This is a genomic window from Streptomyces sp. NPDC021225 (assembly GCF_044332865.1).
Classification (GTDB): domain Bacteria; phylum Actinomycetota; class Actinomycetes; order Streptomycetales; family Streptomycetaceae; genus Streptomyces.
In genome coordinates, this window is the sequence record NZ_JBIRPV010000015.1 from 62,507 (window position 1) to 89,036 (window position 26,530).

General features: G+C 73.7%; 24 protein-coding genes. 15 read left to right on the plus strand and 9 right to left on the minus strand.

The annotated features are described in order from the left end of the window. Nucleotides 1-150 precede the first annotated feature (150 nt). Entirely contained in the window at nucleotides 151-636 is a 486-nt protein-coding gene (locus ACH4S9_RS40545; protein WP_311725096.1) for a PPOX class F420-dependent oxidoreductase, read from the minus strand. Between the two features lie 251 nt (nucleotides 637-887). On the opposite strand from ACH4S9_RS40545, the gene ACH4S9_RS40550 reads away from it, so the two are divergent. Then, the gene (locus ACH4S9_RS40550; protein ID WP_398376704.1) at nucleotides 888-4,511 is read left to right on the plus strand and encodes a DNA polymerase III subunit alpha; all 3,624 of its coding nucleotides are present in this window, start codon (nucleotides 888-890) and stop codon (nucleotides 4,509-4,511) included. Next, entirely contained in the window at nucleotides 4,508-5,659 is a 1,152-nt protein-coding gene (locus ACH4S9_RS40555; RefSeq protein ID WP_398376706.1) for a DNA polymerase thumb domain-containing protein, read from the plus strand. Before ACH4S9_RS40550 ends, ACH4S9_RS40555 begins: the two co-directional genes overlap by 4 nt. 133 nt (nucleotides 5,660-5,792) lie before the next feature. Here ACH4S9_RS40555 and ACH4S9_RS40560 read toward each other — a convergent pair whose 3' ends face one another. After that, nucleotides 5,793-6,422 (minus strand): pyridoxamine 5'-phosphate oxidase family protein, encoded by a 630-nt coding sequence (locus ACH4S9_RS40560; protein ID WP_398376828.1) that lies wholly within the window; start codon nucleotides 6,420-6,422, stop codon nucleotides 5,793-5,795. Between the two features lie 256 nt (nucleotides 6,423-6,678). Here ACH4S9_RS40560 and ACH4S9_RS40565 point away from each other — a divergent pair, with 256 nt between their 5' ends. Next, nucleotides 6,679-7,554 (plus strand): esterase/lipase family protein, encoded by an 876-nt coding sequence (locus tag ACH4S9_RS40565; protein ID WP_398376707.1) that lies wholly within the window; start codon nucleotides 6,679-6,681, stop codon nucleotides 7,552-7,554. Between the two features lie 25 nt (nucleotides 7,555-7,579). On the opposite strand, the gene ACH4S9_RS40570 is transcribed toward ACH4S9_RS40565, so the two are convergent. Then, nucleotides 7,580-8,035 carry a MarR family winged helix-turn-helix transcriptional regulator gene (locus ACH4S9_RS40570; protein ID WP_398376708.1) on the minus strand — a complete coding sequence of 152 codons (456 nt, stop codon included), beginning with the start codon at nucleotides 8,033-8,035 and terminating at the stop codon, nucleotides 7,580-7,582. A 66-nt stretch (nucleotides 8,036-8,101) separates the two neighbouring features. On the opposite strand from ACH4S9_RS40570, the gene ACH4S9_RS40575 reads away from it, so the two are divergent. Then, nucleotides 8,102-8,533, plus strand: coding sequence for a MarR family winged helix-turn-helix transcriptional regulator (locus tag ACH4S9_RS40575; protein WP_361184920.1), 432 nt, complete (start codon nucleotides 8,102-8,104; stop codon nucleotides 8,531-8,533). A 36-nt stretch (nucleotides 8,534-8,569) separates the two neighbouring features. Here ACH4S9_RS40575 and ACH4S9_RS40580 read toward each other — a convergent pair whose 3' ends face one another. Continuing rightward, nucleotides 8,570-8,986, minus strand: coding sequence for an organic hydroperoxide resistance protein (locus ACH4S9_RS40580; protein ID WP_311725326.1), 417 nt, complete (start codon nucleotides 8,984-8,986; stop codon nucleotides 8,570-8,572). 106 nt (nucleotides 8,987-9,092) lie between these two features. Between ACH4S9_RS40580 and ACH4S9_RS40585 the strand changes: the two genes are divergently transcribed. Continuing rightward, nucleotides 9,093-9,611 (plus strand): MarR family transcriptional regulator, encoded by a 519-nt coding sequence (locus tag ACH4S9_RS40585; protein WP_311725103.1) that lies wholly within the window; start codon nucleotides 9,093-9,095, stop codon nucleotides 9,609-9,611. On the opposite strand, the gene ACH4S9_RS40590 is transcribed toward ACH4S9_RS40585, so the two are convergent. From ACH4S9_RS40590 to ACH4S9_RS40600, 3 genes are all read right to left on the minus strand, one after another. Beyond that, nucleotides 9,604-11,925 (minus strand): MMPL family transporter, encoded by a 2,322-nt coding sequence (locus ACH4S9_RS40590; RefSeq protein WP_398376709.1) that lies wholly within the window; start codon nucleotides 11,923-11,925, stop codon nucleotides 9,604-9,606. The genes ACH4S9_RS40585 and ACH4S9_RS40590 overlap by 8 nt on opposite strands. A gap of 129 nt (nucleotides 11,926-12,054) precedes the next feature. Further along, the gene (locus ACH4S9_RS40595; protein WP_361184926.1) at nucleotides 12,055-12,324 is read right to left on the minus strand and encodes a hypothetical protein; all 270 of its coding nucleotides are present in this window, start codon (nucleotides 12,322-12,324) and stop codon (nucleotides 12,055-12,057) included. After that, nucleotides 12,324-12,695: a metalloregulator ArsR/SmtB family transcription factor gene (locus ACH4S9_RS40600; RefSeq protein WP_311725106.1), complete on the minus strand. Its 372-nt coding sequence runs from the start codon at nucleotides 12,693-12,695 to the stop codon at nucleotides 12,324-12,326. The genes ACH4S9_RS40595 and ACH4S9_RS40600 overlap by 1 nt, the downstream gene beginning before the upstream one ends. 103 nt (nucleotides 12,696-12,798) lie before the next feature. Here ACH4S9_RS40600 and ACH4S9_RS40605 point away from each other — a divergent pair, with 103 nt between their 5' ends. The 6 genes from ACH4S9_RS40605 to ACH4S9_RS40630 all read left to right on the plus strand — a co-directional run bounded on the left by ACH4S9_RS40605 (nucleotide 12,799) and on the right by ACH4S9_RS40630 (nucleotide 21,650). Continuing rightward, on the plus strand, nucleotides 12,799-14,544 hold the full coding sequence (locus tag ACH4S9_RS40605) for a carboxyl transferase domain-containing protein (protein WP_398376712.1): 1,746 nt from the start codon (nucleotides 12,799-12,801) through the stop codon (nucleotides 14,542-14,544). A 114-nt stretch (nucleotides 14,545-14,658) separates the two neighbouring features. Further along, nucleotides 14,659-15,948 (plus strand): acetyl-CoA carboxylase biotin carboxylase subunit family protein, encoded by a 1,290-nt coding sequence (locus tag ACH4S9_RS40610; RefSeq protein ID WP_398376713.1) that lies wholly within the window; start codon nucleotides 14,659-14,661, stop codon nucleotides 15,946-15,948. Continuing rightward, nucleotides 15,945-18,005, plus strand: a complete 2,061-nt coding sequence (locus ACH4S9_RS40615) for an IucA/IucC family protein (protein WP_398376714.1) — start codon at nucleotides 15,945-15,947, stop codon at nucleotides 18,003-18,005. The genes ACH4S9_RS40610 and ACH4S9_RS40615 overlap by 4 nt, the downstream gene beginning before the upstream one ends. A gap of 37 nt (nucleotides 18,006-18,042) precedes the next feature. After that, entirely contained in the window at nucleotides 18,043-19,782 is a 1,740-nt protein-coding gene (locus ACH4S9_RS40620; protein ID WP_398376715.1) for an IucA/IucC family protein, read from the plus strand. Continuing rightward, nucleotides 19,779-20,996: a type III PLP-dependent enzyme gene (locus ACH4S9_RS40625; protein WP_358845381.1), complete on the plus strand. Its 1,218-nt coding sequence runs from the start codon at nucleotides 19,779-19,781 to the stop codon at nucleotides 20,994-20,996. The genes ACH4S9_RS40620 and ACH4S9_RS40625 overlap by 4 nt, the downstream gene beginning before the upstream one ends. A 24-nt stretch (nucleotides 20,997-21,020) precedes the next feature. After that, nucleotides 21,021-21,650: a histidine phosphatase family protein gene (locus tag ACH4S9_RS40630; protein WP_311725112.1), complete on the plus strand. Its 630-nt coding sequence runs from the start codon at nucleotides 21,021-21,023 to the stop codon at nucleotides 21,648-21,650. Here the strand turns inward: ACH4S9_RS40630 and ACH4S9_RS40635 are convergent. Next, nucleotides 21,616-22,395, minus strand: coding sequence for a glycosyltransferase family 2 protein (locus ACH4S9_RS40635; RefSeq protein WP_398376716.1), 780 nt, complete (start codon nucleotides 22,393-22,395; stop codon nucleotides 21,616-21,618). The genes ACH4S9_RS40630 and ACH4S9_RS40635 overlap by 35 nt on opposite strands. A 37-nt stretch (nucleotides 22,396-22,432) precedes the next feature. Continuing rightward, nucleotides 22,433-22,810, minus strand: a complete 378-nt coding sequence (locus ACH4S9_RS40640) for a hypothetical protein (protein WP_398376717.1) — start codon at nucleotides 22,808-22,810, stop codon at nucleotides 22,433-22,435. A 132-nt stretch (nucleotides 22,811-22,942) separates the two neighbouring features. Here ACH4S9_RS40640 and ACH4S9_RS40645 point away from each other — a divergent pair, with 132 nt between their 5' ends. From ACH4S9_RS40645 to ACH4S9_RS40660, 4 genes are read left to right on the plus strand one after another with little or no spacing between them, the layout of a single operon-like run. Then, the gene (locus ACH4S9_RS40645) at nucleotides 22,943-23,485 is read left to right on the plus strand and encodes a PadR family transcriptional regulator (protein ID WP_311725114.1); all 543 of its coding nucleotides are present in this window, start codon (nucleotides 22,943-22,945) and stop codon (nucleotides 23,483-23,485) included. Next, nucleotides 23,482-24,327: an ABC transporter ATP-binding protein gene (locus ACH4S9_RS40650; protein WP_398376718.1), complete on the plus strand. Its 846-nt coding sequence runs from the start codon at nucleotides 23,482-23,484 to the stop codon at nucleotides 24,325-24,327. The genes ACH4S9_RS40645 and ACH4S9_RS40650 overlap by 4 nt, the downstream gene beginning before the upstream one ends. A 2-nt stretch (nucleotides 24,328-24,329) precedes the next feature. After that, nucleotides 24,330-26,105 carry an FtsX-like permease family protein gene (locus ACH4S9_RS40655; RefSeq protein WP_385345146.1) on the plus strand — a complete coding sequence of 592 codons (1,776 nt, stop codon included), beginning with the start codon at nucleotides 24,330-24,332 and terminating at the stop codon, nucleotides 26,103-26,105. A gap of 60 nt (nucleotides 26,106-26,165) precedes the next feature. Beyond that, nucleotides 26,166-26,435 (plus strand): hypothetical protein, encoded by a 270-nt coding sequence (locus tag ACH4S9_RS40660; protein WP_361184946.1) that lies wholly within the window; start codon nucleotides 26,166-26,168, stop codon nucleotides 26,433-26,435. Nucleotides 26,436-26,530: the final 95 nt, after the last annotated feature.

The window sequence follows — 26,530 nt, forward strand, 5'->3', positions numbered from 1 at the left end:
TCCCCGCCCCTTCCCGGTTCCAGCCGATGCGCGGCTCCGCCGCGGGGCGGGGGCTTCCGGCCCCCGGACCCTGGGCCCTGGGGCAGAGCCCCGGTTGTGGGAAGGGGCGGGGAGGGGAGTCCGCCGCAGGCTCAAGCCCCCGGCCGTGGGCTAGCCGCCGACCGGGCCGCTCAGCGGGCCGCTCTCCCGGCCCCACCCGTACGCCCGCTGGGCCCGCAGCCGGACCACCAGCCGCCCCTCGGCGACCATCGCCGCGCGGAACTCCTCCCAGTCCGGGTGCTCGCCCGCGACGGCGCGGTAGACCTCGACCAGCTCGTCGGCGGTGGCGTCGTGGGGGTCGGCCGCGACCGGGGTCAGCTCGGCGTCTCCCTCGGCGACCAGGTAGGAGTAGCGGTCACCGCTGGTGACGTAGAAGCTCGCGCGCGGATCACGGCGCAGATTGCGGGTCTTGGCGCGGCCGTCGGTGACCGAGATGCGGATGAGGTGCGCCGCGGGGTCGTAGGCGAAGGCGACATTCGACAGCTGGGGGCGGCCGTCGCGCTTGAGGGTGACGAGCGCGCCGGTGCGCTGCTCCCGCAGCAGGCCGAGCAGGCTGCCGTCACCGGATTCCGTGGGGTTGCCGGGTCGGTCGGTCATGGCGGTGACCTTACGCGGTCGGCCACCGGGCCGGTATGGGCAAGCCATTGCGCGTTATGGGGTTATTGGGGTTTAAGTCCTTTATGGTGAAAGGGGAGAGGTGTCATTTCCGCAGGTCACGCGGGAGGCGCTCCATTTCGCACGAGTGTTCGAGAATTGGTTTAAGGTGGGGCCGGGGGCTGCACTCGTGCGGCTCCGCCGCGTGGTGAGCAGGGACGGCAGGGGGTGCGACACAGCAGTGGGAGGTGTGGATGCCAGGGTTCACGCATCTGCACACCGCCTCCGGGTTCTCCATGCGGTACGGGGCCGCCCACCCGGAGCGGCTGGCTCAGCGTGCCGCCGAGCGCGACATGGACGCGATCGCGCTGACCGACCGCGACGGCCTCGCCGGGGCGGTCCGGTTCGCCAAGGCGAGCGCGGCCGCAGGGGTGCGGCCGCTCTTCGGGGTGGACCTCGCCGTACTGGCGCGGTCCCCGGAGCCGGGGCGTACGGTCCGGCGGCGCACGCCGGTGCGCGGCGGGGCGTTCATCGACGAGTCCGCGCCCCGCGCGGTGTTCCTCGCGCGGGACGGCGCGGCAGGCTGGGCCGCGCTGTGCGGGCTGGTCTCCGCCGCGCACGCGGAAACCCGCGCGGGAATCCATACCGAAGCCCACGCGGGAGCCCGCCCGGGCGGCGCCGCGCACCCCCTGCTGCACTGGCCGGACCTCGAAAGCGGCGGCGGCGCCACCGCCCTCGCCCCGCTCACCGTGCTCCTCGGCCCGGACTCCGACGTCGGCCGGGCCCTGGCCGCCGGGCGCCCCGACCGGGCCGAGCAGCTGATCGCCCCCTGGCGCGAGCTGTTCGGCGACGCGCTGCGCCTGGAGGCCGTGTGGCACGGCCGTACCGGCACCGGCCCCGGCTCGCTGCGGCTCGCCGCCCGTACCGTCGGCTTCGCCGCCGACCAGGGCGTACGGGCCGTGCTGAGCAACGCCGTACGGTACGCCGACCCGGAGCAGGGCCCGGTCGCCGATGTGCTGGACGCCGCCCGCAGGCTGGTCCCGATCGACCCGCGCGACCCCGCGGCGCTCGACAGCGGCGAGCGCTGGCTCAAGGGCCCGCGGGACATGGCGCGGATCGCCGAGAAGATCGCGGAGGCCGCGGGAGGGCGGCGGGACGCCGCGTACCGGCTGCTGGAGGAGACCGAGCGCACCGCCGCCGAGTGCCGCGTCGACCCCGAGGACCACATCGGCCTCGGCAGCATCCACTTCCCCGAGCCGCATCTGGTCGGGGCCGGGCACCGGAGCGCCGAGCGGGTGCTGCGCTCGCGCTGCGACGCCGCCATGGTGCTGCGCGGCTACGACCGCGACCACGAGCGGTGGGGGCGGCTGGAGAACGAGCTGCGCACCATCGAGCGGCTCGGCTTCGCCTCGTACTTCCTCACCGTCGCCCAGGTCGTCGACGACACCCGCACGCTCGGCATCCGGGTGGCCGCCCGCGGCTCGGGCGCGGGCTCGTTCGTCAACCACCTGCTCGGCATCGCGCACGCCGACCCCGTCGCGAACGGCCTGCTGATGGAGCGCTTCCTGTCGGTGCGGCGGGCCGCGCTGCCCGACATCGACATCGACGTCGAGTCCGCGCGCCGCCTGGAGGTCTACCGCGCGATCTTCGACCGCTTCGGGGCGGAGCGGGTCGCGACCGTCTCGATGCCCGAGACCTACCGGGTGCGCCACGCCGTACGGGACGTGGGCGCGGCCCTCGGTATGGACCCGGCCGAGGTGGACCGGCTCGCCAAGTCCTTCCCGCACATTCGCGCCCGCGACGCGCGCGCGGCGCTCGCCGAACTGCCCGAGCTGCGCGCGGTGGCCGCCGAGCAGGAACGTTACGGCAGGCTCTGGGAGCTGGTCGAGGCGCTGGACGGGCTGCCCCGCGGCATCGCCATGCACCCCTGCGGGGTGCTGCTCTCCGACGCCGGGCTGCGGGCCCGTACGCCCGTCGTGCCCACCAGCGGCGAGGGCTTCCCCATGTCGCAGTTCGACAAGGACGACGTCGAGGATCTCGGGCTGCTCAAGCTCGATGTCCTCGGGGTGCGGATGCAGTCCTCGATGGCGCACGCGGCCGCGGAGGTGGCGCGGGCCACGGGCCGGCCGCTGGACCTGGACGACCCCGAGGTGGTGCGGCCGAACGACCCGGCGACCTACGACCTGATCCGCTCCACCGAGACGCTGGGCTGCTTCCAGATCGAGTCGCCCGGCCAGCGCGATCTCCTCGGCCGGCTTCAGCCCACCTCCTTCCACGACCTCGTGGTCGACATCTCGCTGTTCCGTCCCGGCCCGGTCGCGGCCGACATGGTGCGCCCCTTCATCGAGGCGCGGCACGGCCGCAAGCCGCCCCGCTATCCGCATCCGGACCTGGAGGACGCGCTGCGCGAGACCTATGGCGTGGTCGTCTTCCACGAGCAGATCATCAAGATCCTGTCGATCATGACCGGCTGCGAGCGGGACCTCGCCGACGAGGCGCGGCGCGCGCTGTCCAACCCCGAGCGGCAGGGGCGGGTGCGGGCCTGGTTCCACGCGGAGGCGGCGAACCGCGGCTACCGGCCGGAGGTGCTGGAGCGCACCTGGGAGATCGTGGAGGCGTTCGGGTCGTACGGCTTCTGCAAGGCGCACGCCGTGGCCTTCGCGGTGCCGACCTACCAGTCCGCCTGGCTCAAGGCGCACCACCCGGCGGCCTTCTACGCGGGGGTGCTCACCCACGACCCCGGGATGTACCCGAAGCGGCTGCTGCTGGCGGACGCGCGGCGGCGCGGGGTGCCGATTCTGCCGCTGGATGTGAACCGGTCGGGCGCGGATTATCGAATCGAACTGATGTCTGGTAATGGAGGGTCAGGCGGGGATCCGGCCGGGCGGTCGGCCCGGGCGACGGGCGCGGACTTCGGGATCCGGCTCGCGCTGAGCGACGTCCACGGCATCAGCGAGGCCGAAACCGCGCGGATCGCGGCCGGGCAGCCGTACTCCTCGCTCCAGGACCTGTGGCGGCGCGCCCACCCCGGGCGGCCGGTCGCCGAACGGCTCGCCCAGGTCGGCGCGTTGGACGCGTTCGGCACCGGCCGCCGCGACCTGCTGCTCCAGATCGCCGAACTGCACCGGCAGCAGCGGGGCGCCCGGCGCGACGGCACCGGTGAGGGCCAGCTCCCGCTGGCCGAGACCGCGCCGCCCGCCCCTGCCGGGCTGCCCGACCTCGACGCGGACGAACGCCTCGGCGCCGAGCTCGGCATCCTCGGCATGGACGTCTCGCGCCATCTGATGGGCGACCACGGGGCCTTCCTGGAGGAGCTGGGCGCGGTCCCGGCCAAGCGGCTCCGCGAGGCGCGGCACGGCGAGACCGTGCTGGTCGCCGGGGCCAAGGCCGCCACCCAGACCCCGCCGATCCGCTCGGGGCGGCGCGTCATCTTCACCACGCTCGACGACGGCACGGGGCTGGTCGACTGCGCCTTCTTCGACGACAGCCACGCCGCGTGCGCGCACACCGTCTTCCACTCCTGGCTGCTGCTGGTGCGCGGCGTGGTCCAGCGGCGCGGGCCGCGCAGCCTCAGCGTCGTGGGCTCGGCGGTCTGGAACCTCGCCGAGCTGGCCGAACTCCGGCGCGAGGGCGGCCTGGAGGCGGTCGCCGCCGAACTCGCGGGCGCGGGCCGGGCGGAGCCCGAGCCCGGTGCCCCCGCCGGGGCCCCGGCCGGCGCGGAGGCCGAAGCCGGGAGCGAGCCCGGCGGCGACTCCGGGCGCCGCATCCACCTGCCCACCGGCTACGCCATGCACCCGTGGGCCGACCTCCGGCCCGCGGGCGAACAGGCCGCCACCGGCCGCAAGCTGTGGCACTCCAGCCCAGGGAGCGCGGGATGACTCCCCGACCGAGCAATGAGCAACCGCATGTGCTGTATGTGTGTTTCCACCCCGCCGAGCGAGCGGCGGAGGCCATCGGCGCGGACACCTACGAGGGCCTGCTCGCCCTGCTCGCCGAGGTGACCCCCGTCGTCGAGGCGGTGCCGCCCGACGCGGCGCTCGCCGATGTCGCCGGCGCGCTGCGCTACTTCGACCGGGACGCGGCCGGGCTGGCGGAGATCGTACGGGTCCGGGCGCTGGCCCGGTACGGCGTCGACTGCACCGTCGGCGTCGCCGCCAACCCGCTGCTCGCCCGCATGGCCGCGCAGGACACCCGACCCGGCGGGCCCGCCGGGCCCGGCCGATCCGGCCGGTCGTCCGGCGGCGCGCCCGGCCCCTCCGGCGCGCCCGGCCCCTCCGGCGCGCCCGGCCCCTCCGGCGCGCACGGCGCCGGGTCCGGAAGCTCCTCGGGCGCGGTCCGTACCGTCCCCGACGACCCGGACGCGGTCGCCGCCTTCCTCGCCGACAAGCCCCCCACCGCCCTGCCCGGCGTCGGCCAGGCGACCGCCCGCACCCTGTGCTCGTACGGCCTCGACAGCGCCGCCCGGATCGCCGCTGTGCCGCTGCCCACCCTGCGCCGGATCCTCGGCGCGGCCACCGCGCGCCGGGTGCACGACTGGGCGCGCGGAATCGACCCCGTCCCCGTCACCCCGAACGCCCCGGCCCGCTCCATGGCCGCCGAACACCGCTTCGGCCACGACGAGCTGAACCCGGAGCGCAGACGCCGCGCGCTGCTCACCCTCGCGGACCGGCTCGGCACCCGGCTGCGCACCAGCGGGCAGGTCGCCCGCACCCTCACGCTCACCGTCCGATACGCCGACCGCTCCACGACCACCCGCAGCCGGACCCTGGCCGAGCCGACCGCCCACACCCCGGCGCTGACCGCCACCGCGTACGCCCTGCACGCCGCGCTCGGGCTACAGCGGGCCCGGGTGCGGTCCCTGGCGCTGCGCGCCGAGGGGCTGACCGCCGCCGAACTGGCCTCCCACCAGCTGACATTCGACCCCACGGACGACAAGGCCCGCCGTATCGAGGCCGCCGTCGACCGGGCGCGGGCCCGCTTCGGCGAGCGGGCGATACGGCCGGCCGGGGGATTCGACCCCTGGTGAGGAACGAGGGTCGCTGCTCCATCGGGGCGAAGGTCATCGACACGGAGATCGCGGCAGGAGCGCGCGACGACAAACGCACGGGGAAGTGGACCCTCGGCTAGGACTTGGCCCGTACGCACATACGGGATAAGTCTCAGCCGTAGAGCCGCTCCGCGTAGCGCGGGCCGTAGTACTCCTCCAGCGACTCCAGGGGGGCGTCCGGCCTTTCGAGCGCCTTGCAGATCTGGGGCCTCGACGGCATCTCGTCCGGGCGCCAGGTCTCCGGCTTCCAGAGCTCCGAGCGCAGAAACGCCTTGGTGCAGTGGTGGAAGACCTCCTCGATCTCGACGAGGAGGGCGAGCCGCGGGCGGTTGCCCTTGACCACCATGTCGTCGAAGAACGGGGCGTCACGGAGCAGCCGCGCCCGGCCGTTGATCCGGAGCGTGTCTCCGCGCCCGGGCAGCACATAGATCAGCCCGACATGCGGATTGGCGAGCACATTCCGAAAGCCGTCCATCCGCTTGTTGCCCGGGCGGTCCGGGATCGCGATGGTCGTGTCGTCGAGCACGAGCGTGAAGCCGGCGGGGTCGCCCTTGGGGGAGACGTCGCACCGCCCCTCGGCGTCCGAGGTGGCGATCAGACAGAACGGCGACCGGGCCAGCCACCGCCGGTCCAGCTCGTGCAGCGCGGGGCGGGACTTGTTGGCCGCCTGCTCGTTGGGCTCGCCGACCAGCTCCCGCAGCTCGGCCTCGGACGAGACCTCCACCAGGTCCTCCGGACTCATCAGTGTCCCCCAGTCGCGCCGCTTGATCACGTGCCTTCGACTGTACGCCAGCCCTCCGACACAGCCTCCGACACGGCCTCCGTCATCACCGCGTTCCTGGACGTTCCGTAGGGAATGGGTGAGGGTTTCTTCACCGGCGGACGGCTGGATGCGTTTGCTACTCGCGCGTAATTTAGGCGGACGCGACACCCCTGTGATCCGGATCGCAGAGCGCACAGTCAGCGCAACTCTCCCCCACCTGCGAGGAGTTCATGTGATGTTGCACTGGAGGCGTATCCGTTCGCTCCGTAGGTCACTGCCCGCCCTGGCCCTGGCGGTCGCGGCGGCGATGGCGCCCGCCGCCGCGACCGCCGCGCCCGGCGACACCGCCGCCGCGCAGAGCGCGACGAGCAGTGGCTGGAACGACTACTCGTGCAAGCCGTCCGCCCAGCACCCCCGCCCCGTCGTCCTCGTGCACGGCACCCTCGGCAACTCGGTCGACAACTGGCTCGGCTTCGCCCCGTACCTGGTCGACCGCGGCTACTGCGTCTTCTCCCTCGACTACGGCAAGCTGCCCGGCGTGCCCGTCTTCTACGGCCTCGGCCCGATCGACGAGTCGGCGCAGCAGCTGTCCGCCTACGTCGACCGGGTGCGCACCGCCACCGGCGCGGCCAAGGCCGATATCGTCGGCCACTCCCAGGGCGGGATGATGCCCCGCTACTACCTGAAGTTCCTCGGCGGCGCGGCCAAGGTGAACGCGCTGGTCGGGATCGCGCCCACCAACCACGGGACCACCCTGTCCGGGCTCACCAGGCTGCTCGACTACTTCCCGGGCGCGGCGGACGTCCTCGCCAGGCACACGCCCGGGCTGACGGACCAGGTGGTCGGGTCGGACTTCCTCACGCGTCTCAACGAGGGCGGCGACACCGTCCCCGGAGTGCGCTACATCGTCATCTCCACCAAGTACGACGAGGTGGCCACGCCCTACCGCGCCCAGTTCCTGACCGGGTCCGACGTCAAGAACGTCGTGGTCCAGGACCTGTGTCCGAGCGATCTGTCCGAGCACGTCACCATCGCCATGACCGACCGGGTCGCCTTCCATGAAGCGGCCAACGCCCTCGACCCGGAACACGCCACGCCCACGACCTGCTGACGCCCGGCTTTCCTCCGCTCTCCGCTCAGCGCCGCCTGCCGAGCGCGCCGACGAAGTCCGTGAGCAGCCGCGCGAACTCGGTCCGGTCCGCCTCCGGCCAGTCGGCCATCGCCTCCGCGAACACGGACCGCCGGAACCGCCGGACCTCGTCCGTCATGGCGCGCCCCGCCTCGGTCATGACCAGCAGGGCGCGCCGCCCGTCGGCCTGGTCGGCCTCCCGCCGCACCAGCCCGGCCCCGACCGCCCCCGCGACCAGCTTGCTGGCGCGGGGCTGGTCGACGGCCAGGGCGGCGGCGACATCGGAGACCGTGGCCGGCGCGCCGCTCTGCTCCGCCGCCTCGATCGCGTCCAGTACGTCGAAGGCGGCGCCCTTCGCCGCCGCGCCATCGGCGAGCCGCGCCAGCGAGCGCCTGCTCTGGCTGCGCCGGATGGCGACCATGGCCCGCTCGACGTCGTCCACGGGTTCTCGGTTGTCGGCCATCACACCCCCATGCATAATCAAGAACATCTAGTTGCAATTTTACATGCATCTGCGGAGGGGAAGGCCATGAAGCCGATCGGATACTGGCTCAAGCGCCTGGACGGCCTGATCGAGGCCGATTTCGAGCGCACCCTGAGCGACAGCGGCCTCGTCCGGCGCCACTGGCAGGTGCTGAACACGCTGGCGGAAGGTCCCAAGTCCAGGGTGGAACTCACCGCGGCGCTGCGCCCCTTCTGGGGCGAGGGTGCGGTCACGCTCGACGAGGTCCTGGGCGATCTCGAGCGCCGGGGCTGGGTCGCCCGGGAGGGCGCCGAGGGCCCGTACGCGCTCACCCCGCCCGGCGTCGAAGGCCATGCCGCGGTGGCGGAACGGATCGGAGCCGCCCGGCGGCGGATCACCGACGGGGTGACGGACGACGAGTACCTCGCCACCGTGGGCGTGCTCCGCCGCATGGCGGAGAACCTTGAGGGTGCCGAGGGCGTGGTGCCGGCCGCGTAGGCGCTATGGCCGTGGCCGCGGCCGGCCGCCGGGTGACTACTCGGCGATCAGCTCGACGGCGATGTTGCCCCGGGTCGCCTTCGAGTACGGGCACACCTGGTGCGCCTGCTCGACCAGGCCGCGGCCGGTCTCGCCCTCCAGCTCCTCGGGCAGCTCGACGCGGAGCGTGACCTTCAGTCCGAAGCCGCCGTCCGACTCGTCCTTGCCGATGCCGACCTCGGCGGTGACCGAGATGTCCTTGGTGTCGACCTTGGCCTGGCGCCCGACGAGCCCGAGCGCGCTGGCGAAGCAGGCCGCGTAGCCCGCGGCGAACAGCTGCTCGGGGTTGGTGCCCTTGCCGCTGCCGCCCAGCTCCGGCGGCATGGCCAGCGCCAGGTCCAGCTGCTTGTCGGAGCTCACCGCCCGGCCGTCGCGTCCGTTGGCGGTGGCCACGGCGGTGTAGAGCGCGTCCATGGAGACCATCCCTTTCGAGGTCCTGCGGTGCGCGGTCGTGCGCTCCGTCATGACAGAAGTAGAGCACACGATTAAGTTGTGCACAACTAAGAGGTACCCTAGATACATGTCACAACAGACCGGCCCGGCCCCAGCCCCGGCCCCCGAACCGGCCCCGAGTGAAGCCGCCGACGACCTGCTCCGCCTCGACCTCCAGCTCTGCTTCGCCCTGCACGCCGCCTCGCGCGCCTTCGGCACCGTCTACCGGCGCGTGCTGCGCGACACCGAGCTGACCTATCCGCAGTACCTGGTGATGCTGGTGCTGTGGGAGCACGGCGAGATGGCGGTCAAGAAGCTCGGGGAGTTTCTGCGCCTGGACTCGGGTACCCTCTCGCCGCTCCTCAAGCGGCTCCAGTCGGCCGGCCTCGTCCAGCGCGAGCGCAGCCTCCACGACGAGCGCTCGGTGACGGTCCGGCTGACGGCCGAGGGCGAGGCGCTGCGGGAGGCCGCCCGGACCGTGCCGCTTCAGATCATCCAGGCCAGCGGCCTGGACCCGAAGGAAGCGGTCGATCTGCGCGCCCGCCTGGAGCGGCTGACGGCGGCGCTCGACGCCGCGCAGGCGGACGCGGAGAACCGGATCAGCTGAGCTGTCGGGAGCGTGCCGCGGCGACGTCCGCAGCTTGATCGTCTACCGGCACGTCGCGCGCGGCGTGATCGGGCCCCTGGGGTGACCCCTGGAACGCCCGCCGCCCGAGCAGGGCGATCGCGGCGGGCAGCAGCACCCCGCGCACCAGCGTCGCGTCGATGAGGATGGCCACCGCCAGCCCGACGCCCATCATCTTGTACTCGATCGCGGACAGCACGACGAAGACGCTGAAGGCGGCGGTCATGATGACGGCCGCGCTGGTGACCACGCCCGCACCGGACGCGATGCCCCCCACCACCGCCTCCCGCGCGTCCGCCCCGGCCAGCCGGCGCTCGCGGATCCGGCTGAGGACGAAGATGTGGTAGTCCATGCTCAGCCCGAAGAGGATGACGAACATGAACAGCGGCAGCCAGCCGATCACTCCGCCGTACGGGGCGAAGTCGAGCGCCGAACTGAGGTGGCCGTCCTGGAACACCCAGGTCAGCGCCCCGTAAGCGGCCCCGATCGACAGCAGGTTCAGCACGATCGACACCAGCGCGACGGCCGGTGAGCGGAACGCGACGACCAGCAGGACAAAGGCCAGCAGAAGCACGAAGGCGAAGACGTACGGCGTGCGGTCGATGATGCGCTGGGTGAAGTCGTACGCGAAGGCCGTCTTGCCGGCGACCGCGTAGTCGATCCCGCCGATCCCGTCGATCCCCCCGGTCCTGCCGTCGGCCTTGGCCACCTCGCCCAGCGCGTCGGGCAGCGTCCGCTTCCGCAGCGTCTCCAGCGCCCGGTTCGCCGCATCGTCCGTGCCGAAGCTCGCCAGCGGCACCCGCACCACCAGCGCCCGGCCGACCTTGGTGGCCGAAATGGGCTCGTTCAGCGCCCCGTCGCTCGCCGCGGCCCGCTCGTGCAGGCTCTCCACCGCCCTCCGTACCGCCGGGTCGTCCACGGCGTCGGGGTTCTTCTTCCCCCAGATCACCACCTGCGCCGGGGCCGGGGCGCCCGGGAACGCCTCCTGCATACGGGCCGCCGCGTCCACCGTCGGCACCTTCCGCGACAGGCTGTCGGTCACCGCGGCGTCCTGGAGCCGCATCTCCAGCGCGGGCAGCGCGAGCACCAGCAGCGCCAGCGCCGCCGCGCCGCCCCACACCAGCGGGCGCCGCACCACCGCGCGGGCCACCGCCGCCCAGGCCCGGGACCGGTCCGCCGTGGTCCGGCGGTGGCCCACCCACGGGATGCGCGCCTTGTCCACCCGGTGTCCCAGCGTGGCCAGCAGGGCGGGCAGCACGGTCACCGAGCCGACCATCGCCACCCCGACCACCAGCACCGCGCCGGTCGTCAGCCCCTTGAAGTTGTCGAGACCCGTGAACAGCAGCCCGCCCAGACACAGCATCACCGTCAGGCCCGAGACCACCACCACCCGCCCCGAGGTGCGCGCCGTGATCCGCAGCGCGTCCTCGACGCCGTGCCCGGCCGCGCGCTCCTCGCGTGCCCGGCGCAGATAGAACAGCGAGTAGTCGACACCCACCGCCACGCCGATCAGCAGCACCATGGAGGACGTGGCGCTGTTCACCGGCACCCAGTGGGCGAGCACTTGGAGAAAGCCGAAGGTCGCGACGACGGTGGTGGCCGCCAGCAGCAGCGGGATCGCGGCGGCGACCAGCGAGCCGAACACCACCAGCAGGATCACCACGGTGAGCGGCAGCGAGAAGAACTCGGCCCGCTTGAAGTCGTCCTTGATGCCCTCGTCCACCACGCGCGACAGGCTCCGGTCGCCCGCCTGCGCCAGCCGCACCCGCGGATGGCGGGCCTGCACCGTCTTCACGGCCTCGGTCGCGGCGTCGTAGTGCTCGGCCGTCTGCTCGACGGGCCCCGCCACCTCGAAGGTGACCAGGCCGGAGCGGCCGTCCTTCGACACCAGCCGGCCGCCGTCCCGCTCCAGCGGGGAGCGCACCGCGGCCACCGCGCCCGGCGTGCGGCGCAGCGCCGCGACCAGGTCCTGGGTGGCCCGCCGCAGCTCCGGGTCCTCGGCGAAGGGCCGCGCCCCGTCCGGCGTACGGGCCTGGACGAGGACGTTCTCCTGGGGCCGCGGATACACCTGCTGGGCGTCCAGCACCCGGCCCGCGCGGCCCGTATCTCCGGGGTCGGTGCTGTCCGCCGTATCGCCCGGCATGACCGCGCTCGCCAGGAGCGCCACGATCACCAGCGCGAACCAGCCCGCGATCGCCAGGGCGCGATGGCGGACGGACCGGCCGGCGACGCGCTCCACCAGCGCGCCCCGGTCCGGTCCGGCCGCCCTCTGCCGCGACTTGCTTTTGCGCAGCATGAGCTGCTGTCCTTTCCACGAAGGGACGTATCCGTCAAGAACTCGCCCTCGGGCGAGGTGATGCTTCTTCCTTCACCTGGGCCGTCGAGTTGCCGCTCGACGGCCCAGGGCCTGTTGGTACCCGGCCGGCTATTCGACGGTCTGGAGGATCCGCTCCAGCGAATCCATCCGGACCTGCATCTCGGTCAGGCGCTCGCTGATCTCCTTCAGCCGCTCCTCCGTGCCCTGCTGCACGGCGGTCGCGCTCTCGGCGAGTTTGCGGTACTCCAGCTCCCGCACCACCTGGGCCTTCGCGCGCCGGGTCGCCGCGAACTGCCAGATGACCGTGGTGAGCACCGTGGTCACCAGGGCGAAGAGGCCGAAGGCCCCCACGACCTCGGTCCAGTCGTGTCCGTCCATCACTGCGATCCCTTCGTCTCCTCGCCCCGGCCGTCGCCCGGCGGGGTCAGCGTCCGCTCCGCGGCCTCGACGGTCTCCGGCGTCAGCTCGATCGCGAACGGGCTGACCTCGTAGAACTTCATGGCCTTGCCGTCCTCCGACACCTCGACCCGGGCCGTCACCAGCCCGGCCGCCTCCAGCTTGCGCAGATGGACCTGGAGCAGCGCCCGGCTGATGCCCAGCGCGCGGGCCAGCTCGCTCACATACCTGCGCTCCCGCGCGAGCGTGGCGACGACCCGCAGGCGGTGCGGGTTGGCCAGCGTGGCCAGCACGCGCACCAACTCGTCGCCGCTGAGGTCGCGGGGCTCGCCGCCGGGCGCCGGGGCGCTCATGGCGAACCCCCGCGGATGTTGCCGCACATGCTGCACATGCAAAAAAAAGTTAGCACATGCCGAGAATGATTGAGAGCGCTGCGGCCCGTGGCAGGGTGTGAACATGACCGGAACGAGCCCCCGCACGTCAGCCCTCCAGCTGATCGAGACCGTCGTCGACCCCGGCAGCTGGCACCGCTGGGACGAGCCGGTCGACATCACCACGGACGACCCCGCCTACCGGGCCGACCTGGAGCGGGCGCGCGAGCGCACCGGCCTCGACGAGTCCGTCATCACGGGCGAGGGCCGTATCGAGGGGCGGCGGGTGGCCGTCGTGGCCTGCGAGTTCCGCTTCCTCGCCGGGTCGATCGGCGTCGCGTCGGGGGAGCGGCTGGCGCGCGCCATCGAGCGGGCGACGGCGGAGCGCCTGCCGCTCCTCGCGGCGCCCGCGTCCGGCGGGACACGGATGCAGGAGGGCACGGTCGCGTTTCTCCAGATGGTGAAGGTGGCCGCGGCGATCACCGACCACAAGGCGGCCGGCCTGCCCTACCTCGTCCATCTGCGCCACCCGACGACGGGCGGAGTGCTCGCCTCCTGGGGCTCGCTGGGCCACGCCACCGCCGCCGAGCCCGGCGCGCTCATCGGCTTCATGGGCCCGCGGGTGCACGAGGCGCTGTACGGGGAGGAGTTCCCGGCGGGCGTGCAGGTCGCGGAGAACCTGATGGCCCACGGCCTGGTGGACGCGGTCCTGCCGCCCGAGCGGCTGTCGGAGGTGGCGGCGCGGGTGCTGAGGGTGCTGTGCGGGGACGCTGCCGCTGCCGCTGTGGCGAACGGGGACAGGGCTGTTCCGGTGGCGGAGGCGGTCCCGGGCGTGTCCCCGGCGGCTGCGTGCGCCGCCGAGGAGTCGCCCGCGGGGCCCGCCGTCGCGGGACCTGTCGTCGCGGGACCTGCCGTCGGCCGCGAGCAGGAGGCTGCCGCTGGTCGCCCCGCGGACGAGGGTGACGCCCCCGCGTCAACGGGACGCGGGGAGTCGCCGACGGGCCCCGGGCCTGGTGGGCCCAGCGCCGAGGAGTCGATCCGGCGGTCCCGGCGGCCCGAGCGGCCCGGCGTGCGCGACTTGCTGCGCGCCGCCGCCGAGGACGTGAGCCCCCTCAGCGGTACGGGCGCGGGGGAGCACGACCCCGGGCTGCTGCTCGCGCTCGCGCGCGTCGGCGGGACGCCATGCGTCGTCCTCGGGCACGACCGGGCCGCGCGCCACGGGGACGCCGCGGCCGACGGGCCCGGCGGCGGGCAGCCGCTCGGCCCCGCCGGGCTGCGCACCGCCCGGCGCGGCATGCGCATCGCCGCCGAGCTCGGGCTTCCGCTGCTCACGGTCGTCGACACCGCGGGCGCCGCGCTGAACCGGGAGGCCGAGGAGGGCGGGCTGGCCGGGGAGATCGCCCGCTGCCTGGCCGACATGGTGACCCTCCCCGCGCCCACCCTCTGTCTGCTGCTCGGCCAGGGCGCGGGCGGCGCCGCGCTCGCGCTGCTCCCCGCCGACCGGGTCCTCGCGGCGCGCCACGCCTGGCTGTCCCCGCTGCCGCCCGAGGGCGCCTCCGCGATCCTCTACCGGACCACCGAGCGGGCGTACGAGATAGCGGACCGGCAGGGCGTGCGCTCCGCCGACCTGCTCGCTCACGGCATCGTCGACCGAATCGTCGAAGAGGGGGCGGAAGGGGTGGAGGGGACGGAACCGTCCGGGTACGAGGGTTTCCTCGCCCGTCTCGGCGACACCCTCGGCGCCGAGCTCGCCGCGCTGCGCGCCCGGGACCAGGGCGAGCGGCTGGCCGCGCGCCGGGCCCGGCACCGGCGCATCGGGCTGCCGGGCTGACCCGGGCCGCCCGCCCCCGGCTGATCGCGGAGTTGGTGGCGCATCGGGCTCAAAACGGAGCAGACGGGTGAGACGAATTGGCGGTCTTAGGCATGCCTAACCTAATCTCGGGTCGTGAACGAGAATGATCTAGACGGGGCATTCGGCCTGCCCGCAGAGACCGCCACGCGCCTCCATCTCCTCGCCCTCAACCCCACCGACTCCGTCACCGAGGGCTTCCTCCCCGCCGCGGCCCGGCTCGGCCTCGCCGTCACCCTCCTCACCGACCAGCCGGACGCACACCGGAGCGCCTACGAGCGCCACGCCCCGGTCGGCGGCGCGCTGCCCGAACTCGACATCGCGTACTGCGACGTGCGGGACTTCCGCGAGGTCATCGGCCGTATCTCCGCCCAGGCCCCGGCGGGCCGCCCCGCCGCGATCTTCACCAACAGCGACCACCTCCAGGTCCAAGCGGCCCTCGCCGCCGACTACTTCGGCCTGCCCGGCAAGGACTGGCGCGCCGCGCTGCGCACCAAGAACAAGGCCGAGCTGCGCCGCAGCCTCGCCGCCGCGGGCGTCGACACTCTCTGGTGCGCCGAACTCGCCCCCGGCCAGGACCCCGCCGACCACCCCCGCCTCGCCGCGCCCGGCGTGCCCTACCCCTGCGTCCTCAAGCCGCGCGAGGGCGTGGCCAGCGAGGACGTCGTGCTCGTCGCCGATGCGGACGAACTGGCCGAGCGCTGCCGCGAGATACGGGCCCGGCGGCCCGAGGCGTATCTGGTGGTCGAGGAGTTCCTGGAGGGCACGCTCCAGACCCTGGAGACCATCGGGGACGGCCACACGCTGCACACCCTCGCCGCCTTGCGCACCGATATCTCCCCGCCCCCGTACTTCATCGAGGAGCGCCTCGAACTGCTCCCCGCCCCGCCCGAGCCGCACACCGGCCAGGTGCTGGCCCAACTGCGGGCGCTGGGCGTGGGCTTCGGCGCCTGCCACACCGAGTACGTGGTCCAGGGCGACCGGGCCCGCCTCATCGAGGTCAACTACCGCGCCATAGGCGACCAGTGCGACCTCGTACTCGCCGAACTCCTCGCCATCCCGCTCTTCGAGCACATCCTCCGCACCCACCTCGGCGAGCCCCTCCCCGCCGACCTCGGCGCCCGCACCGACGGCAGGGTGCGCATGGAGTACGTCATGGCGGACCGCGCCGGCCGCCTGACCGGCGCCCCCGCCGCGAGCGTCGGCGAGCGCGACGGCGTACGGCTGGACTACCGCCCGCTGCGCGCGATCGGCGAGGAACACCCGCTCTACGGCACCAACCGCGACTTCCTCGGCATCCTCCGCGCCACCGGGACCGACCAGCGGCGGATCGACCAGGCGGTGGCCGGGTTCCTGGCGGCCAACCAGTGGGTGATCGCGCCATGATCCGCGCCGATGAGGCAGCGGCGGACACCACGGACACCACGGATGCCTTCGAGGCGGAGCTGCTGGCGCGCGTGCTCGACACGTTGCTGAGGGAAGACGCGTACGGCCTGCGCAGCCGCGCCCAGGCCGTACGGCGCGCCGACGGCGACTGGCTGCGGGTCGTCCTCACGGACGGCGGGGGAGTGCTGCTGCCGGTCGAGCCGGACGGCTTCCAGTGCGAGATCCGGGCCCGGCGCCCCGCACACCTGTTGGTGGAGGGGGCGCTCGGCGGAGGGGCCGCGCCCGTCCCCCACGGCGGCGGGCCGTTGTCGACCGACGATGCGGGCGGCGCGGCGCCCCGCGCTGCCGCGGGGTCTGCCGCCGGGCCTGCCCCCCGGCCTGACGCTCCGTCTGCCGCCCGGCCCGGCGCCGGGAACGGCGCCTCGCCCGGCGCCCAACCCGCCGTCGCGCCGCCGCCGGCGGCCGAGGCCGCGTCAGACTCCCCGCCGGGCGGCGCCGCCCTCACCACCCTCGACGCGGTCCTCGACCGCCTCCGCCACGCAGCCGACCCCGACGACCGGGGCCGCTACGACGCCTTCGTCGTCGAGTGCCGCCGCACGCTGGACGCCATGCGGCTGCACGCCCGCGTCCGCCCCGGCGTCGTCGAGCGGCTCGCCGCCGCATACGGCGACAGGCCCGCCGAGCAGTGGGCGGGGGTGCGCGGCTCGCTCGCGTACGACACCCTGGCCGCCTTCCGCGACCACCCCGTCTATCCCACCGGCCGCACCCGCCTCGCCCTGAGCGACGCCGAACAGCGCGCCCACGCCCCCGAGTTCCACCCCTCCTTCCGGCTGCGCTGGGCCGCCCTCCCGCGCGAGGCCGTCACCGGGGACGCGGCCGGGCTGCCCGCGTGGTGGCCCAGGCCCGAGGCGCTGGGCCTGCCGGACGGCCTGGACGACAGCCACCTCGCCTTCCCTGTCCATCCGCTGAGCGCACCCCGCATGCTGGCCATCGCCCTGCGCACCACCGGCCTCACGGACCGCGCCCACCTCGCCGACGCCCCCTGGCTCGACGTGCGGCCCACGCTCTCCATGCGGACCGTCGCCGTCACCGACGACCCGCTCACCCACCTCAAACTGCCGCTCGCCACCGCCACCCTGGGCGCGCGCAACCGCCGCACCATCAAGCCCGGCACGCTCGCCGACGGCGCGGCGGGGCAGCGGCTCACGGAGGCGGTGCTCGCGCTCGAGCCGCGGGTGTCGGGGGGCGTGCTGCTGGCCGACGAGGGTACGTATCTGCACGCCGGACACGAGTTCCTGGCCACGCTCGTACGGCGCTACCCGCCCGGTCTCGACGGCTGCCAGGTCGTGCCGCTGGCGGCGCTGCTCGCCCCCGCCCCCGGGACCGGGACCGGGCTCGTCGTCGACGCCCTCGCGGCCCGCTACTACGGCGGTGACCTGCTCGCCCTCCTCGACGCCTACCTCACCCTGCTGTTCGACGTGCACACCACCCTCTTCGCGTACGGCCTCGCGCTGGAGTCACACCAGCAGAACACCTCCCTCGTCCTCGACGAGGCGCACGGCCGCCCACGGCTACGGCTGCTGCTCAAGGACCACGACGGACCGCGCGTCCACCCCGCCCGGCTGGCCGACGCCCTCGGCGACGGCGACGACGCCGCCCGCCTCCTGAGCGGGTTCGACGACGACCGGATCACGACCGACGGCGACGGCCCCGTCGCCGATGTCTTCGCCACCATCACCGTGCATCTGTGCGCGGGCGCCCTCGCCTTCGAGCTCGCCCGGCTCGGCCGGGCCCCGCTCGACGCGCTGCTGCGGCTGATCCGCGACCGGCTCGCCGAGGCCGTCGACCGGCTGGGGGAGCAGGGTCCCGGCGCGCCCGGCGCCGTGCTGCGCGCCCTCGTCCTGGACGCGGACCGGTTGCCGGTCAAGGCCATGGTGACCGCGGGCAGCCTGTTCACCAAGCAGCGCTCCGGGGCCGCCGACATCAACAAGCACTACGTCACCGGGCCCAACTACCTCCTCCCGGGCCTCCCAGGCATCCCTGCCCGCGGCCGATGAGCGCCGCGCCCTCCTCCACCCCCGCCGGAGTCGCCTCATGACCACATCCATCTCCCCATCCGACACACACACCGGTACAGGTGCCCGCGCCGACCACGTCGTCGCCCACACCCTCCTCAACTGCCTCCTCCGCGAGGTGTCAGGACCGGAACACCAGACCGTCGTGGCCGACGGCCACCTGCGGCTGCGGCTGCCCCGCTGCGGGGTGCTGCTGCGCGTCGCGCTGCGCCGCACCTCCCTCATCGGCGCACACCGGTTCACCGGCCCGGTCACCGAGGAGCGGGACGGCGCGTGGGCCGAGGTGCCCTGGCGCACCCTCGCCGAGTACATCCACCGGGAGCTGCGGCTGCGCACCGGTGTGCGCAACGACGAGTTCCTGGAGCAGGTGGCGTCCAGCCACGCGGGCGTCACGGCGGCCCTGGAGAGCCGCGCGCGCACGGGCCCGCCGAACACCGACGACGGCGACCCGCACCTGACGTACCTGGCCTCCGAACAGTCGCTGCTGTTCGGCCACCGCTTCCACCCCACCCCCAAGGCACGCTCCGGCAACGCAGACTCCTGGGCCCGCTTCGCGCCCGAGACCGGCGCCCGCTTCCCCCTGCACCACCTCGCCGTACGGCAGGCCCACGTACGCGAGGAGGCGGCGTCCGCCGGGGCCCTCGCGCCCCTCGACCGGCAGCGCCCCGTGCCCGACGGCTACCGCCTGCTGCCCGTGCACCCCTGGCAGTACGCCATGCTGCTCGACCACCCCGCGCTGCGGGCGGCGGTCGCCCGTGGCGACGTGCTGGACCTCGGCCCCGGAGGGCCGGACTTCGCGCCCACCGCGTCCGTCCGCACCCTCTACGACGGACGGGACTTCCTGAAGTTCAGCCTGAACGTCAGGATCACCAACTGCCTGCGCAAGAACGCCGAGTACGAGCTGTCCGGGGCGGTCGCCCTGACCCGGCTGCTGGAGCCGGTCGCCGCCGACCTGTCCGCCCGCTTCCCGGGCGCCGCGCTGCTGCGCGAGCCCGCGTACCGGACGCTGGACCTCGGCGGCGAGCGGGAGTTGATCGAGGGCTTCGGGGTGATCGTGCGCGAAGGGCTCGCCGCCCGGCTGCGCCCCGGGCTCACCGGGCTGCTCGCGGGGGCCGTCGCCGACGAGTACCCCGCCCCCGGCGGGGCGCGGGTCGCCCAGCTCCTCGGCGACACCGGGCCCGGACACGCGCTCGCCTGGTGGGAGGCGTATCTGGCGCTGCTCGTGCCGCCCGTCCTGGCCGCCTACTTCGACCACGGCGTCGTCCTCGAACCCCACCTCCAGAACGTCGTGGTCGGCGTCGACCCCTCCGGCCTGCCGCGTCAGGTCCTCTTCCGCGACCTCGAAGGCACCAAGCTGCTGCCGGAGCACCACGCGGCGGCCCTCGCGGCGCTGCCGCCCGCCCTGGCCGGCCCCATGACGTACGACCGCGAGCGCGGCTGGGACCGCGTCGTGTACTGCCTGCTGGTCAACCACCTCGCCGAGATGCTGGCCGCCCTCGCCGACCGCCATCCGCACCTGGAGCCCGAGCTGTGGTCGGCGGTCCGCCGGGTCCTGGAGGAGCGCGGCGCGGCACACGGCGGCCCGCCCGGCCTCCGCGCCCTGATCGCGGGCGTCCCGCTGCCCGCCAAGGCCAACCTCCTCACCCGCTGGGCCCGCAAGGCCGACCGCCACGCGGGCTATGTCCGCATCGCCAGCCCGCTCGCCTCGGACCTGCTGTCGGAGGCGGCCTGCGTCGTAGCTCCCGGGAGCCCCCGATGACCACCACGGCCCCGACCACACCCGTCGCCGCCCTCGCCGACACCCTGACCGGCGACGACCTCCCCGCGTACGTCTACGACCTCACCGCCCTCGCCGAACACGCCCAGGCCGTACGGGCCGCGCTGCCGCCCGCCGTCGAGCTGTACTACGCGGCGAAGGCCAACCCGGCCCCCGAGATCCTGCGCACCCTCGCCCCCCACGTCACCGGCTACGAGGTCTCCTCCGGCGGCGAGTCGACGCACGTACACGAGGCCGTCCCCGCCCACCCGCTGGCCTTCGGCGGGCCGGGCAAGACCGAGGCCGAGCTGCGCCGCGCGCTGAAGCTGGGCGTGGAGCGCTTCCATGTCGAGAGCGAGCACGAGATGCGCCAACTGGGCGCCCTCGCCCACGAGGAGGGCCGCACGGTCGACATCCTGCTGCGCGCCAACCTCCCCGTCGCCGACGACGCCCTGGGCGCCGCCGCCCTCGCCATGGGCGGCCGCCCCAGCCCCTTCGGCCTCGACCCCGACCACATCGTCGAACGCTGCCTTCCCCTGCTGACGCCGGGCGGCCCCCTCCGCCTGCGCGGCATCCACGCCCACCTCGCCAGCGGCCTCGACGCCCCCGCCCTCCTCGCGGTCGCCACCCGCGTCACCGACTGGACGCGCGACCTCTCCGCCCGCCACGGCCTGCGGCTCACCGAGGTGAACGTGGGCGGTGGCATGAACGTCGACTACGCCCGCCCCGACAGCCGCTTCGACTGGGCCGCGTACGGCAGCGGACTGGCCGAAATCGCCGAGCGGAACCCGGAACTCACCCTGCGGATCGAGCCGGGCCGGGCGCTGACCGTCTACTGCGGCTGGTATGTCACCGAGGTTCTCGACCTCAAGCACAGCGGCGGCGAACCCTTCGCCGTCCTGCGCGGCGGCACCCACCACATGCGCACCCCCGCCGCGAAGGGCCACGACCACCCCTTCGCCGTACTGCCCGCCGACACCTGGACCCACCCCTGGCCACGCCCCGGAGTACGGGACGAGCCGGTGACCCTGGTCGGGCAACTGTGCACACCGAAGGACGTCCTGGCGCGGCGGGCGCCGGCCGGGGAGCTACGGGTCGGCGACCGGGTGGCGTTCGCGCTGGCGGGCGCGTACGCGTGGAACATCTCGCACCACGACTTCCTGATGCACCCGCGACCCGGCTTTCATTACGTGGGCGGAGACTCCACCGCGTTGTAGAACCACAAGGGAGACACACGGCTGATGCGCGGCATCTACGTCATCGCACATCCGGAGGCGACACATCATGCCGAGGGGGTGGTCGGCGGGTGGCACGACTCGCACCTCACGCCCGCCGGCAGGCGCGCGGCGGCCTCCATCGCCCGGGCGCTCCAGGCGATGATCCCCGACGGCGCGGAGGTGGAGCTGGTCTCCTCGGATCTCCAGCGTGCTCGGCAGACGGCCGAGGAAGTGGCCGATCTGTTCGGTGTGACACCGGTCCTGGACCGCAGACTGCGGGAGAAGTCCTACGGGGAGGCGGAGGGCAGACCGCAGGAGTGGCTGGACAGGCGGTTCGTCCCCCCGCCGGCTGCCGGGGATCGGATGGGACACCACGAGGGCGTGCGGGGTGCCGAGACCAGGGCGGACTGCGCGCGGCGCGTGTACGCGGCCATGGACGAGGCCCTGCGGCGGCCATGCGAGCACCAGATCATCGTGACGCATGGTTTCGCGCTGACGTTTGTCGTGGCCGCCTGGATCAAGATGCCGTTCGAGTCGCTGGGCTCGGTCAGCTTCCGGGCGCCCTCCGGCAGTATCACCGTGCTGCGCGAGGACGACTTCTTTCACAACCGCCAGGTCGTCAGCCTCGGAGACACGCGCCACCTTCGGGAATGACGGTACGGAGTGCGCGGATGTGCTGTTCGATGATGCGCATGCGCGCCTCCCACTCCGATCCCATGGCGTGGAACGGATGTTGCGTGATCTGGTCGGGGTGCTTGCGGTAGAGAAGGCCGACCTCGTCGTGGAACCATCCGTCGGCCAAGGTGTCGAGCCCGAGCAGCAGGCCCGTGTCGCCGGACGCGGGCAACGCCATCCATCCGCCGAGGGCCAGGATGAGATCGCGGCGTGCGCAGAGTGTCGCGGGGTGGACCTGCGCCCGCTGGTTGGCCTGCCAGTACTGCCAGACACTTCCCGCCGGCAGCACGCCGTTTTCGGGGTCTCCCTCGAAACCCACGGTCGATCCGTCCGGGAGGAGGTCCAGCGCGCGCGACGTGGTCCAGCCCACCTTCGGATTGCTGGTCAGGACGTCAATGTCGCGAGCGAGCGCGCCCGGTGCGAGGCGGTCATCCGCGTCCAGAACCTTGATGAACTCGCTTTCCCCGGTCACGCAGCTACGGGCGAGCGCCATGGTGCGTGCGACCTGTGGGCCGCCGCGACGCGAAAAGTCGATGGATATTCGGGGGTCGTCGCCAGGAAGGTGTGCGGCGGCGCCGACACCTTCGCCGTCTTCCTGTATCAACCACTCCCAGTCCCAGCCTTCGGGAAGCTTCTGCTGAACGAGCGATGCGTAGGCTTCCGGCAAAAGGGACACGGCGGGTCCGTGTACCGGAGTGACGAGGGAAACGAGGCGGCGGCTCACTGCAACTCCTCAAGGCTGGCCACGTGAAACGCCAAGGTTAGGCGCGGCCGATTCGCGGAGCGAGCCAGGCCCCGAACCGTTCCCCCAGCTCCGCCCGGGCCGCTTCGACGATGGCGCCGGGGTCGTTCGCCGGGGCCGGTCCGAAGTGACGCTCCAGCCAGGCGTCGCCGAGTATGGCGACGGGGAGGGTGGCCAGGTCGGTCCGGTCGTCGACGCGCCACAGCGCGTACAGCGAGCCGCTGGCGTTGGCCTCGGCGAAGAGGATCAGGCGGGCTTCGAGCTCCGGGTTCTTCAGGAAGCCGTTGTCGCGTCCGAACTCGCCCAGCGAGAACCCGGCGGCGTACAGGTCGTCGGCGCCGGCTTCGAACTCCGCGAGCAGGTTCAACTCGGGGACGGGCGAGTACCTGTTCGTCATGGGCGCTCACAGTGGCAGATCCGGCGCGGTGTTCGCCACGGAGCCTCGATCAACAGAGGGGTTCCGGTGCCGGTTTGACGCCCGTTTGGCTAACCGCTATCTATTGAGGCGTCGCAGAGGAGAGGGTGGTCCGTGCAGGACGTGGTGCTGGCGCTGCTGGCCAAGGAGCCATCGCATGGGTACGACCTGCGCAGGCGGCTGGCGGCGGCGCTCGGCCCGTTGGGCGAGACGCTGAACGCGGGGCAGATCTATGTGACGCTCACCCGGCTCGAAAAGGCGGGGCTGGCCGTCCAGGAGCGTGAGGACGAGTCGCAGCGCGGCCCGCGGCGCAAGGTGTACGCGCTGACCGCGGCCGGGCAGGAGCGGGTGGCCGCGTGGATGGCCGAGGACCCCGGTCCCAGAGCCGACGTGGCGGAGTTCCACCTGAAGCTGGTGGCCGCCGCCGAGTCGGGCCTGGCTGATCCGCTCGCGCTCGTGGGCGCGCGGCGGCGGGAGCTGATGCGCAGCCTCGCCGAAGCCCAGCACGCCGCTCTCGCTCACGACACGGGCTCGGAGGCCGGGCTGCTTCTGGAGGGCATCGCGCTCCGATTGCAGGCCGATCTGCGCTGGTTGGAGGCGTGCGAGCGGACCTGGTCCGCCCGCACACCGCGTGGGAAAGGCAGAGGAAACGGATGACGAGAAACCGTCAGCGGGCCAGGGGCCGATCGCAGCGGAGGGGCGCGGACGACAGCCCGGGAGCGGGATGGGCCGGCGGCCCACCCGGTGCGCCGGCCGGGCCGGTGCTGCGCGCGGTCGGCCTGGCGCGGGTGTACGGGGAGGACGAGAGCGCGGTGTGGGCCGTCGACGGGGTCGACCTCGATGTTCCCGCCGGGCAGACGCTCGCCGTGACCGGACCCAGCGGCTGTGGCAAGTCCACGCTGCTCCAGCTCCTCGGCGGTCTTGACCTGCCCACCGAGGGCGAGGTGTGGCTCGGTGGGCGGCGCGTCGACGACCTCGGCGAGCGGGCGCTGGCCCGGCTGCGGCGCCGCGCCGTCGGGTTCGTCTTCCAGGCCTACCACCTGATGGACGAGCTGACCGCGGCGGAGAACGTCGAGCTGCCCGCGCTGCTCGCGGGCGCCTCACCGCGCACCGCCCGCCGCCGTGCCGCCGAACTCCTCGATCAGGTCGGGCTCGCCGACCGGGCCCGGCATCTGCCCTCGGAGCTGTCCGGCGGGCAGCGGCAGCGGGTCGCCATCGCCCGCGCCCTGGTCAACAAGCCGCTGGTGGTCCTCGCCGACGAGCCCACCGGAAACCTCGACAGCGCCGCGACCCAGGACATCCTCCGGCTCTTCGACGAGTTGCGCGCCGCCGGCCAGACCCTGGTCATGGTCACCCACGACGAACGCGTCGCCGCCACCGCCGACCGCATCGTCTCCCTGCGCGACGGCACGCCGGCCGACGACACCCTCCTGAACACCGACAGCGGCAGCGACAGCGGCACCACACGGCTCGGCACGCTCTTGAGCTGGGAGGACTGACCGTGGGACATCTGCTGCTGATATGGCGCCTGGTCCTGCGCGACATGCGCCGCCGACCCGGCGAGGCCGTCATGTTCCTGCTCGCCGTCACCGTCGCCGGCGCCAGCCTGACCCTCGGCCTTGCGACCAACGACGCCGTGGTCAGCGGATACGCGAAGACCCGCGCGGCCACCGCGGGACCCGACATCATCGCCACCACGACGGCCACGGACCCGTCCGGCGTGGCCGAACGCCTGGCGGACGCGCCCGGTGTGGCCGCGCACGCCGACCCGGTCTTCGCGTTCGACACCTACATCAAGGCACACGGCAAGACCGCGCACTCCTCGGTCGAGGGGCGCGAGACCTCACCATCCGCCGTGGACCGGCCGCTGGTGACCTCCGGCACCTGGGTGCGTCCCGGCGGCGCGGTGCTCGAACGCGGCTTCGCGCAAGCACTCGGCGTGCGCGTCGGCGACCGCGTCACCATCAGCAAACGCGACTATCCGGTCGTCGGGACCGCGATCAGCGCGGCCACCGCGGTGTATCCGTGGAGCGACACCGCGCAGGGGGGCGGGCCGTCCGACTTCGGCGGCAGGATCTGGCTCACCTCAGCCGACACCCGCGCGGCAGCGGGCGACGAGCTCAGCGTCCACCTGATCCACCTGAAGCTGACCGATCCCACCGCGACGAAACGATGGCAGGACACCGTGTTCGGCCGCGACCGCGAAGTCGACTCCACGGTCAGCGTCCACTACTGGCAGAACGTCCTCCAGACGGACCTGGCCATGATCAAGGACACCCAGCCCGCCCTGGTCGTCGGCGGCTGGCTGCTCGCCATCGCCGCGATCGTCACCCTCGCCGCGCTCGCCACCACACGCGCCGCCCGCGACAACCGGCGTGCCGCACTGCTCAAGGCCGTCGGCGCCGGGCCCGCCACCGTCACCGCCGTCCTGCTGGCGCAGTACCTGCTGCTGACCCTCCTGGCCTCCGCGCTCGGACTGACCGCCGGGACGCTGGCCGCGCCCCGCCTGGTCGATCCCAGCGCCGGGCTGCTCAACAGCGTCAGCCCTCCGGACTCCGACACCGTCACCGCCGCGATCTTCCTCGCCGTCGTGGTCGCTCTGACCGGTGCGCTCGGCCCCGCCCTGCGCGCCGCCCGCACCAGCACCGTCCACGCCCTGGCCGACCCGGCTCACCTGCTCACGCGCCACCCGCGCCTGAACGCCATGACGGCGCATCTGCCCACCTCGCTCCTGCTCGGCATCCGGCTGCTCGCCCGCCGGCCCGGCCGCGCCGTCCTGGCCTCCGCCGGCACGGCCGCCACCACCCTCATGGTCACCGCCCTGCTCACCTGGCACACCGAACTCGGTGCGAGGCCCGACGTCAAGCGGTTCGGCCCCATCGAAGTGCGGGCCGATCAGACCGGCCAGGTGCTGCTCGCCATCACGCTCGCGCTGGTGGCGCTGTCCACGCTCAACACCGTGCTCCTCGGCTGGAGCACCGCCGTGCAGGCCCGGCGCGCCCTGTCCATCGCCCGTACCCTCGGCGCCACACCCGGCCAGGTCGTCACGGCGCTCTGCGTCGCGCAACTCCTGCCCGCCGTGCCCGGAGTGGCGGTGGGTGTTCCGACCGGGCTCGGCCTGTACTGGCTCTTCGGCACACAGGTCACACCCCCGGGATCGTGGCTGCTCACCGCCGCGCTCGCCGTACTGCTGGCCATCGCGGCGTTGACCGCGCTGCCCGCGTGGGTGCACACCCGCAGCCCCGCCGGGCGCGTCCTCAACACCGAACCCGCCTGACGGCTCTCCACGGGTGCCGTATTCCGCCGCAAGCGGCCGGCCGCCACCGGGCGTCGGCTGGTGCCGCTGGTGCCCGCGCTGATGTTCATCGCGCTCGTCGTCGCCGTCGTCGGCAGCCTCGGCGCGCCGCTGATCACCTCGGTGGCGGGGGAGTTCGAGGTCTCGCCGGCCGCCGCGCAGTGGACGCTCACCGCCCCGCTGCTGGTCGGCGCGGTCGCCACCCCCGTGCTCGGCCGGCTGGGCACCGGCCCGCGCCGCCGCCAGGTCATCCTCGCCACCCTGGCCATCGTCGTGGCGGGCAGTCTGGCGCGTTCAAGTCTTTTGGGGTGATCCTCGGGGGAAACCCTTTGCTTGCTTCACCTCTTGACGTCTTTGGTGCAGACCTTTAGGTTCACCCATCGCCGCCGGCCATCCGCCGACTGCCC

Excerpts from the sequence above, each read along its gene's own strand:
- ACH4S9_RS40545 (WP_311725096.1), bottom strand. The coding sequence starts at position 636 with ATGACCGACCGACCCGGCAACCCCACGGAATCCGGTGACGGCAGCCTG.
- ACH4S9_RS40550 (WP_398376704.1), top strand. The coding sequence starts at position 888 with ATGCCAGGGTTCACGCATCTGCACACCGCCTCCGGGTTCTCCATGCGG.
- ACH4S9_RS40555 (WP_398376706.1), top strand. The coding sequence starts at position 4,508 with ATGACTCCCCGACCGAGCAATGAGCAACCGCATGTGCTGTATGTGTGT.
- ACH4S9_RS40560 (WP_398376828.1), bottom strand. The coding sequence starts at position 6,422 with ATGAGTCCGGAGGACCTGGTGGAGGTCTCGTCCGAGGCCGAGCTGCGG.
- ACH4S9_RS40565 (WP_398376707.1), top strand. The coding sequence starts at position 6,679 with ATGTTGCACTGGAGGCGTATCCGTTCGCTCCGTAGGTCACTGCCCGCC.
- ACH4S9_RS40570 (WP_398376708.1), bottom strand. The coding sequence starts at position 8,035 with ATGGCCGACAACCGAGAACCCGTGGACGACGTCGAGCGGGCCATGGTC.
- ACH4S9_RS40575 (WP_361184920.1), top strand. The coding sequence starts at position 8,102 with ATGAAGCCGATCGGATACTGGCTCAAGCGCCTGGACGGCCTGATCGAG.
- ACH4S9_RS40580 (WP_311725326.1), bottom strand. The coding sequence starts at position 8,986 with ATGGACGCGCTCTACACCGCCGTGGCCACCGCCAACGGACGCGACGGC.
- ACH4S9_RS40585 (WP_311725103.1), top strand. The coding sequence starts at position 9,093 with ATGTCACAACAGACCGGCCCGGCCCCAGCCCCGGCCCCCGAACCGGCC.
- ACH4S9_RS40590 (WP_398376709.1), bottom strand. The coding sequence starts at position 11,925 with ATGCTGCGCAAAAGCAAGTCGCGGCAGAGGGCGGCCGGACCGGACCGG.
- ACH4S9_RS40595 (WP_361184926.1), bottom strand. The coding sequence starts at position 12,324 with ATGGACGGACACGACTGGACCGAGGTCGTGGGGGCCTTCGGCCTCTTC.
- ACH4S9_RS40600 (WP_311725106.1), bottom strand. The coding sequence starts at position 12,695 with ATGAGCGCCCCGGCGCCCGGCGGCGAGCCCCGCGACCTCAGCGGCGAC.
- ACH4S9_RS40605 (WP_398376712.1), top strand. The coding sequence starts at position 12,799 with ATGACCGGAACGAGCCCCCGCACGTCAGCCCTCCAGCTGATCGAGACC.
- ACH4S9_RS40615 (WP_398376714.1), top strand. The coding sequence starts at position 15,945 with ATGATCCGCGCCGATGAGGCAGCGGCGGACACCACGGACACCACGGAT.
- ACH4S9_RS40620 (WP_398376715.1), top strand. The coding sequence starts at position 18,043 with ATGACCACATCCATCTCCCCATCCGACACACACACCGGTACAGGTGCC.
- ACH4S9_RS40625 (WP_358845381.1), top strand. The coding sequence starts at position 19,779 with ATGACCACCACGGCCCCGACCACACCCGTCGCCGCCCTCGCCGACACC.
- ACH4S9_RS40630 (WP_311725112.1), top strand. The coding sequence starts at position 21,021 with ATGCGCGGCATCTACGTCATCGCACATCCGGAGGCGACACATCATGCC.
- ACH4S9_RS40640 (WP_398376717.1), bottom strand. The coding sequence starts at position 22,810 with ATGACGAACAGGTACTCGCCCGTCCCCGAGTTGAACCTGCTCGCGGAG.
- ACH4S9_RS40650 (WP_398376718.1), top strand. The coding sequence starts at position 23,482 with ATGACGAGAAACCGTCAGCGGGCCAGGGGCCGATCGCAGCGGAGGGGC.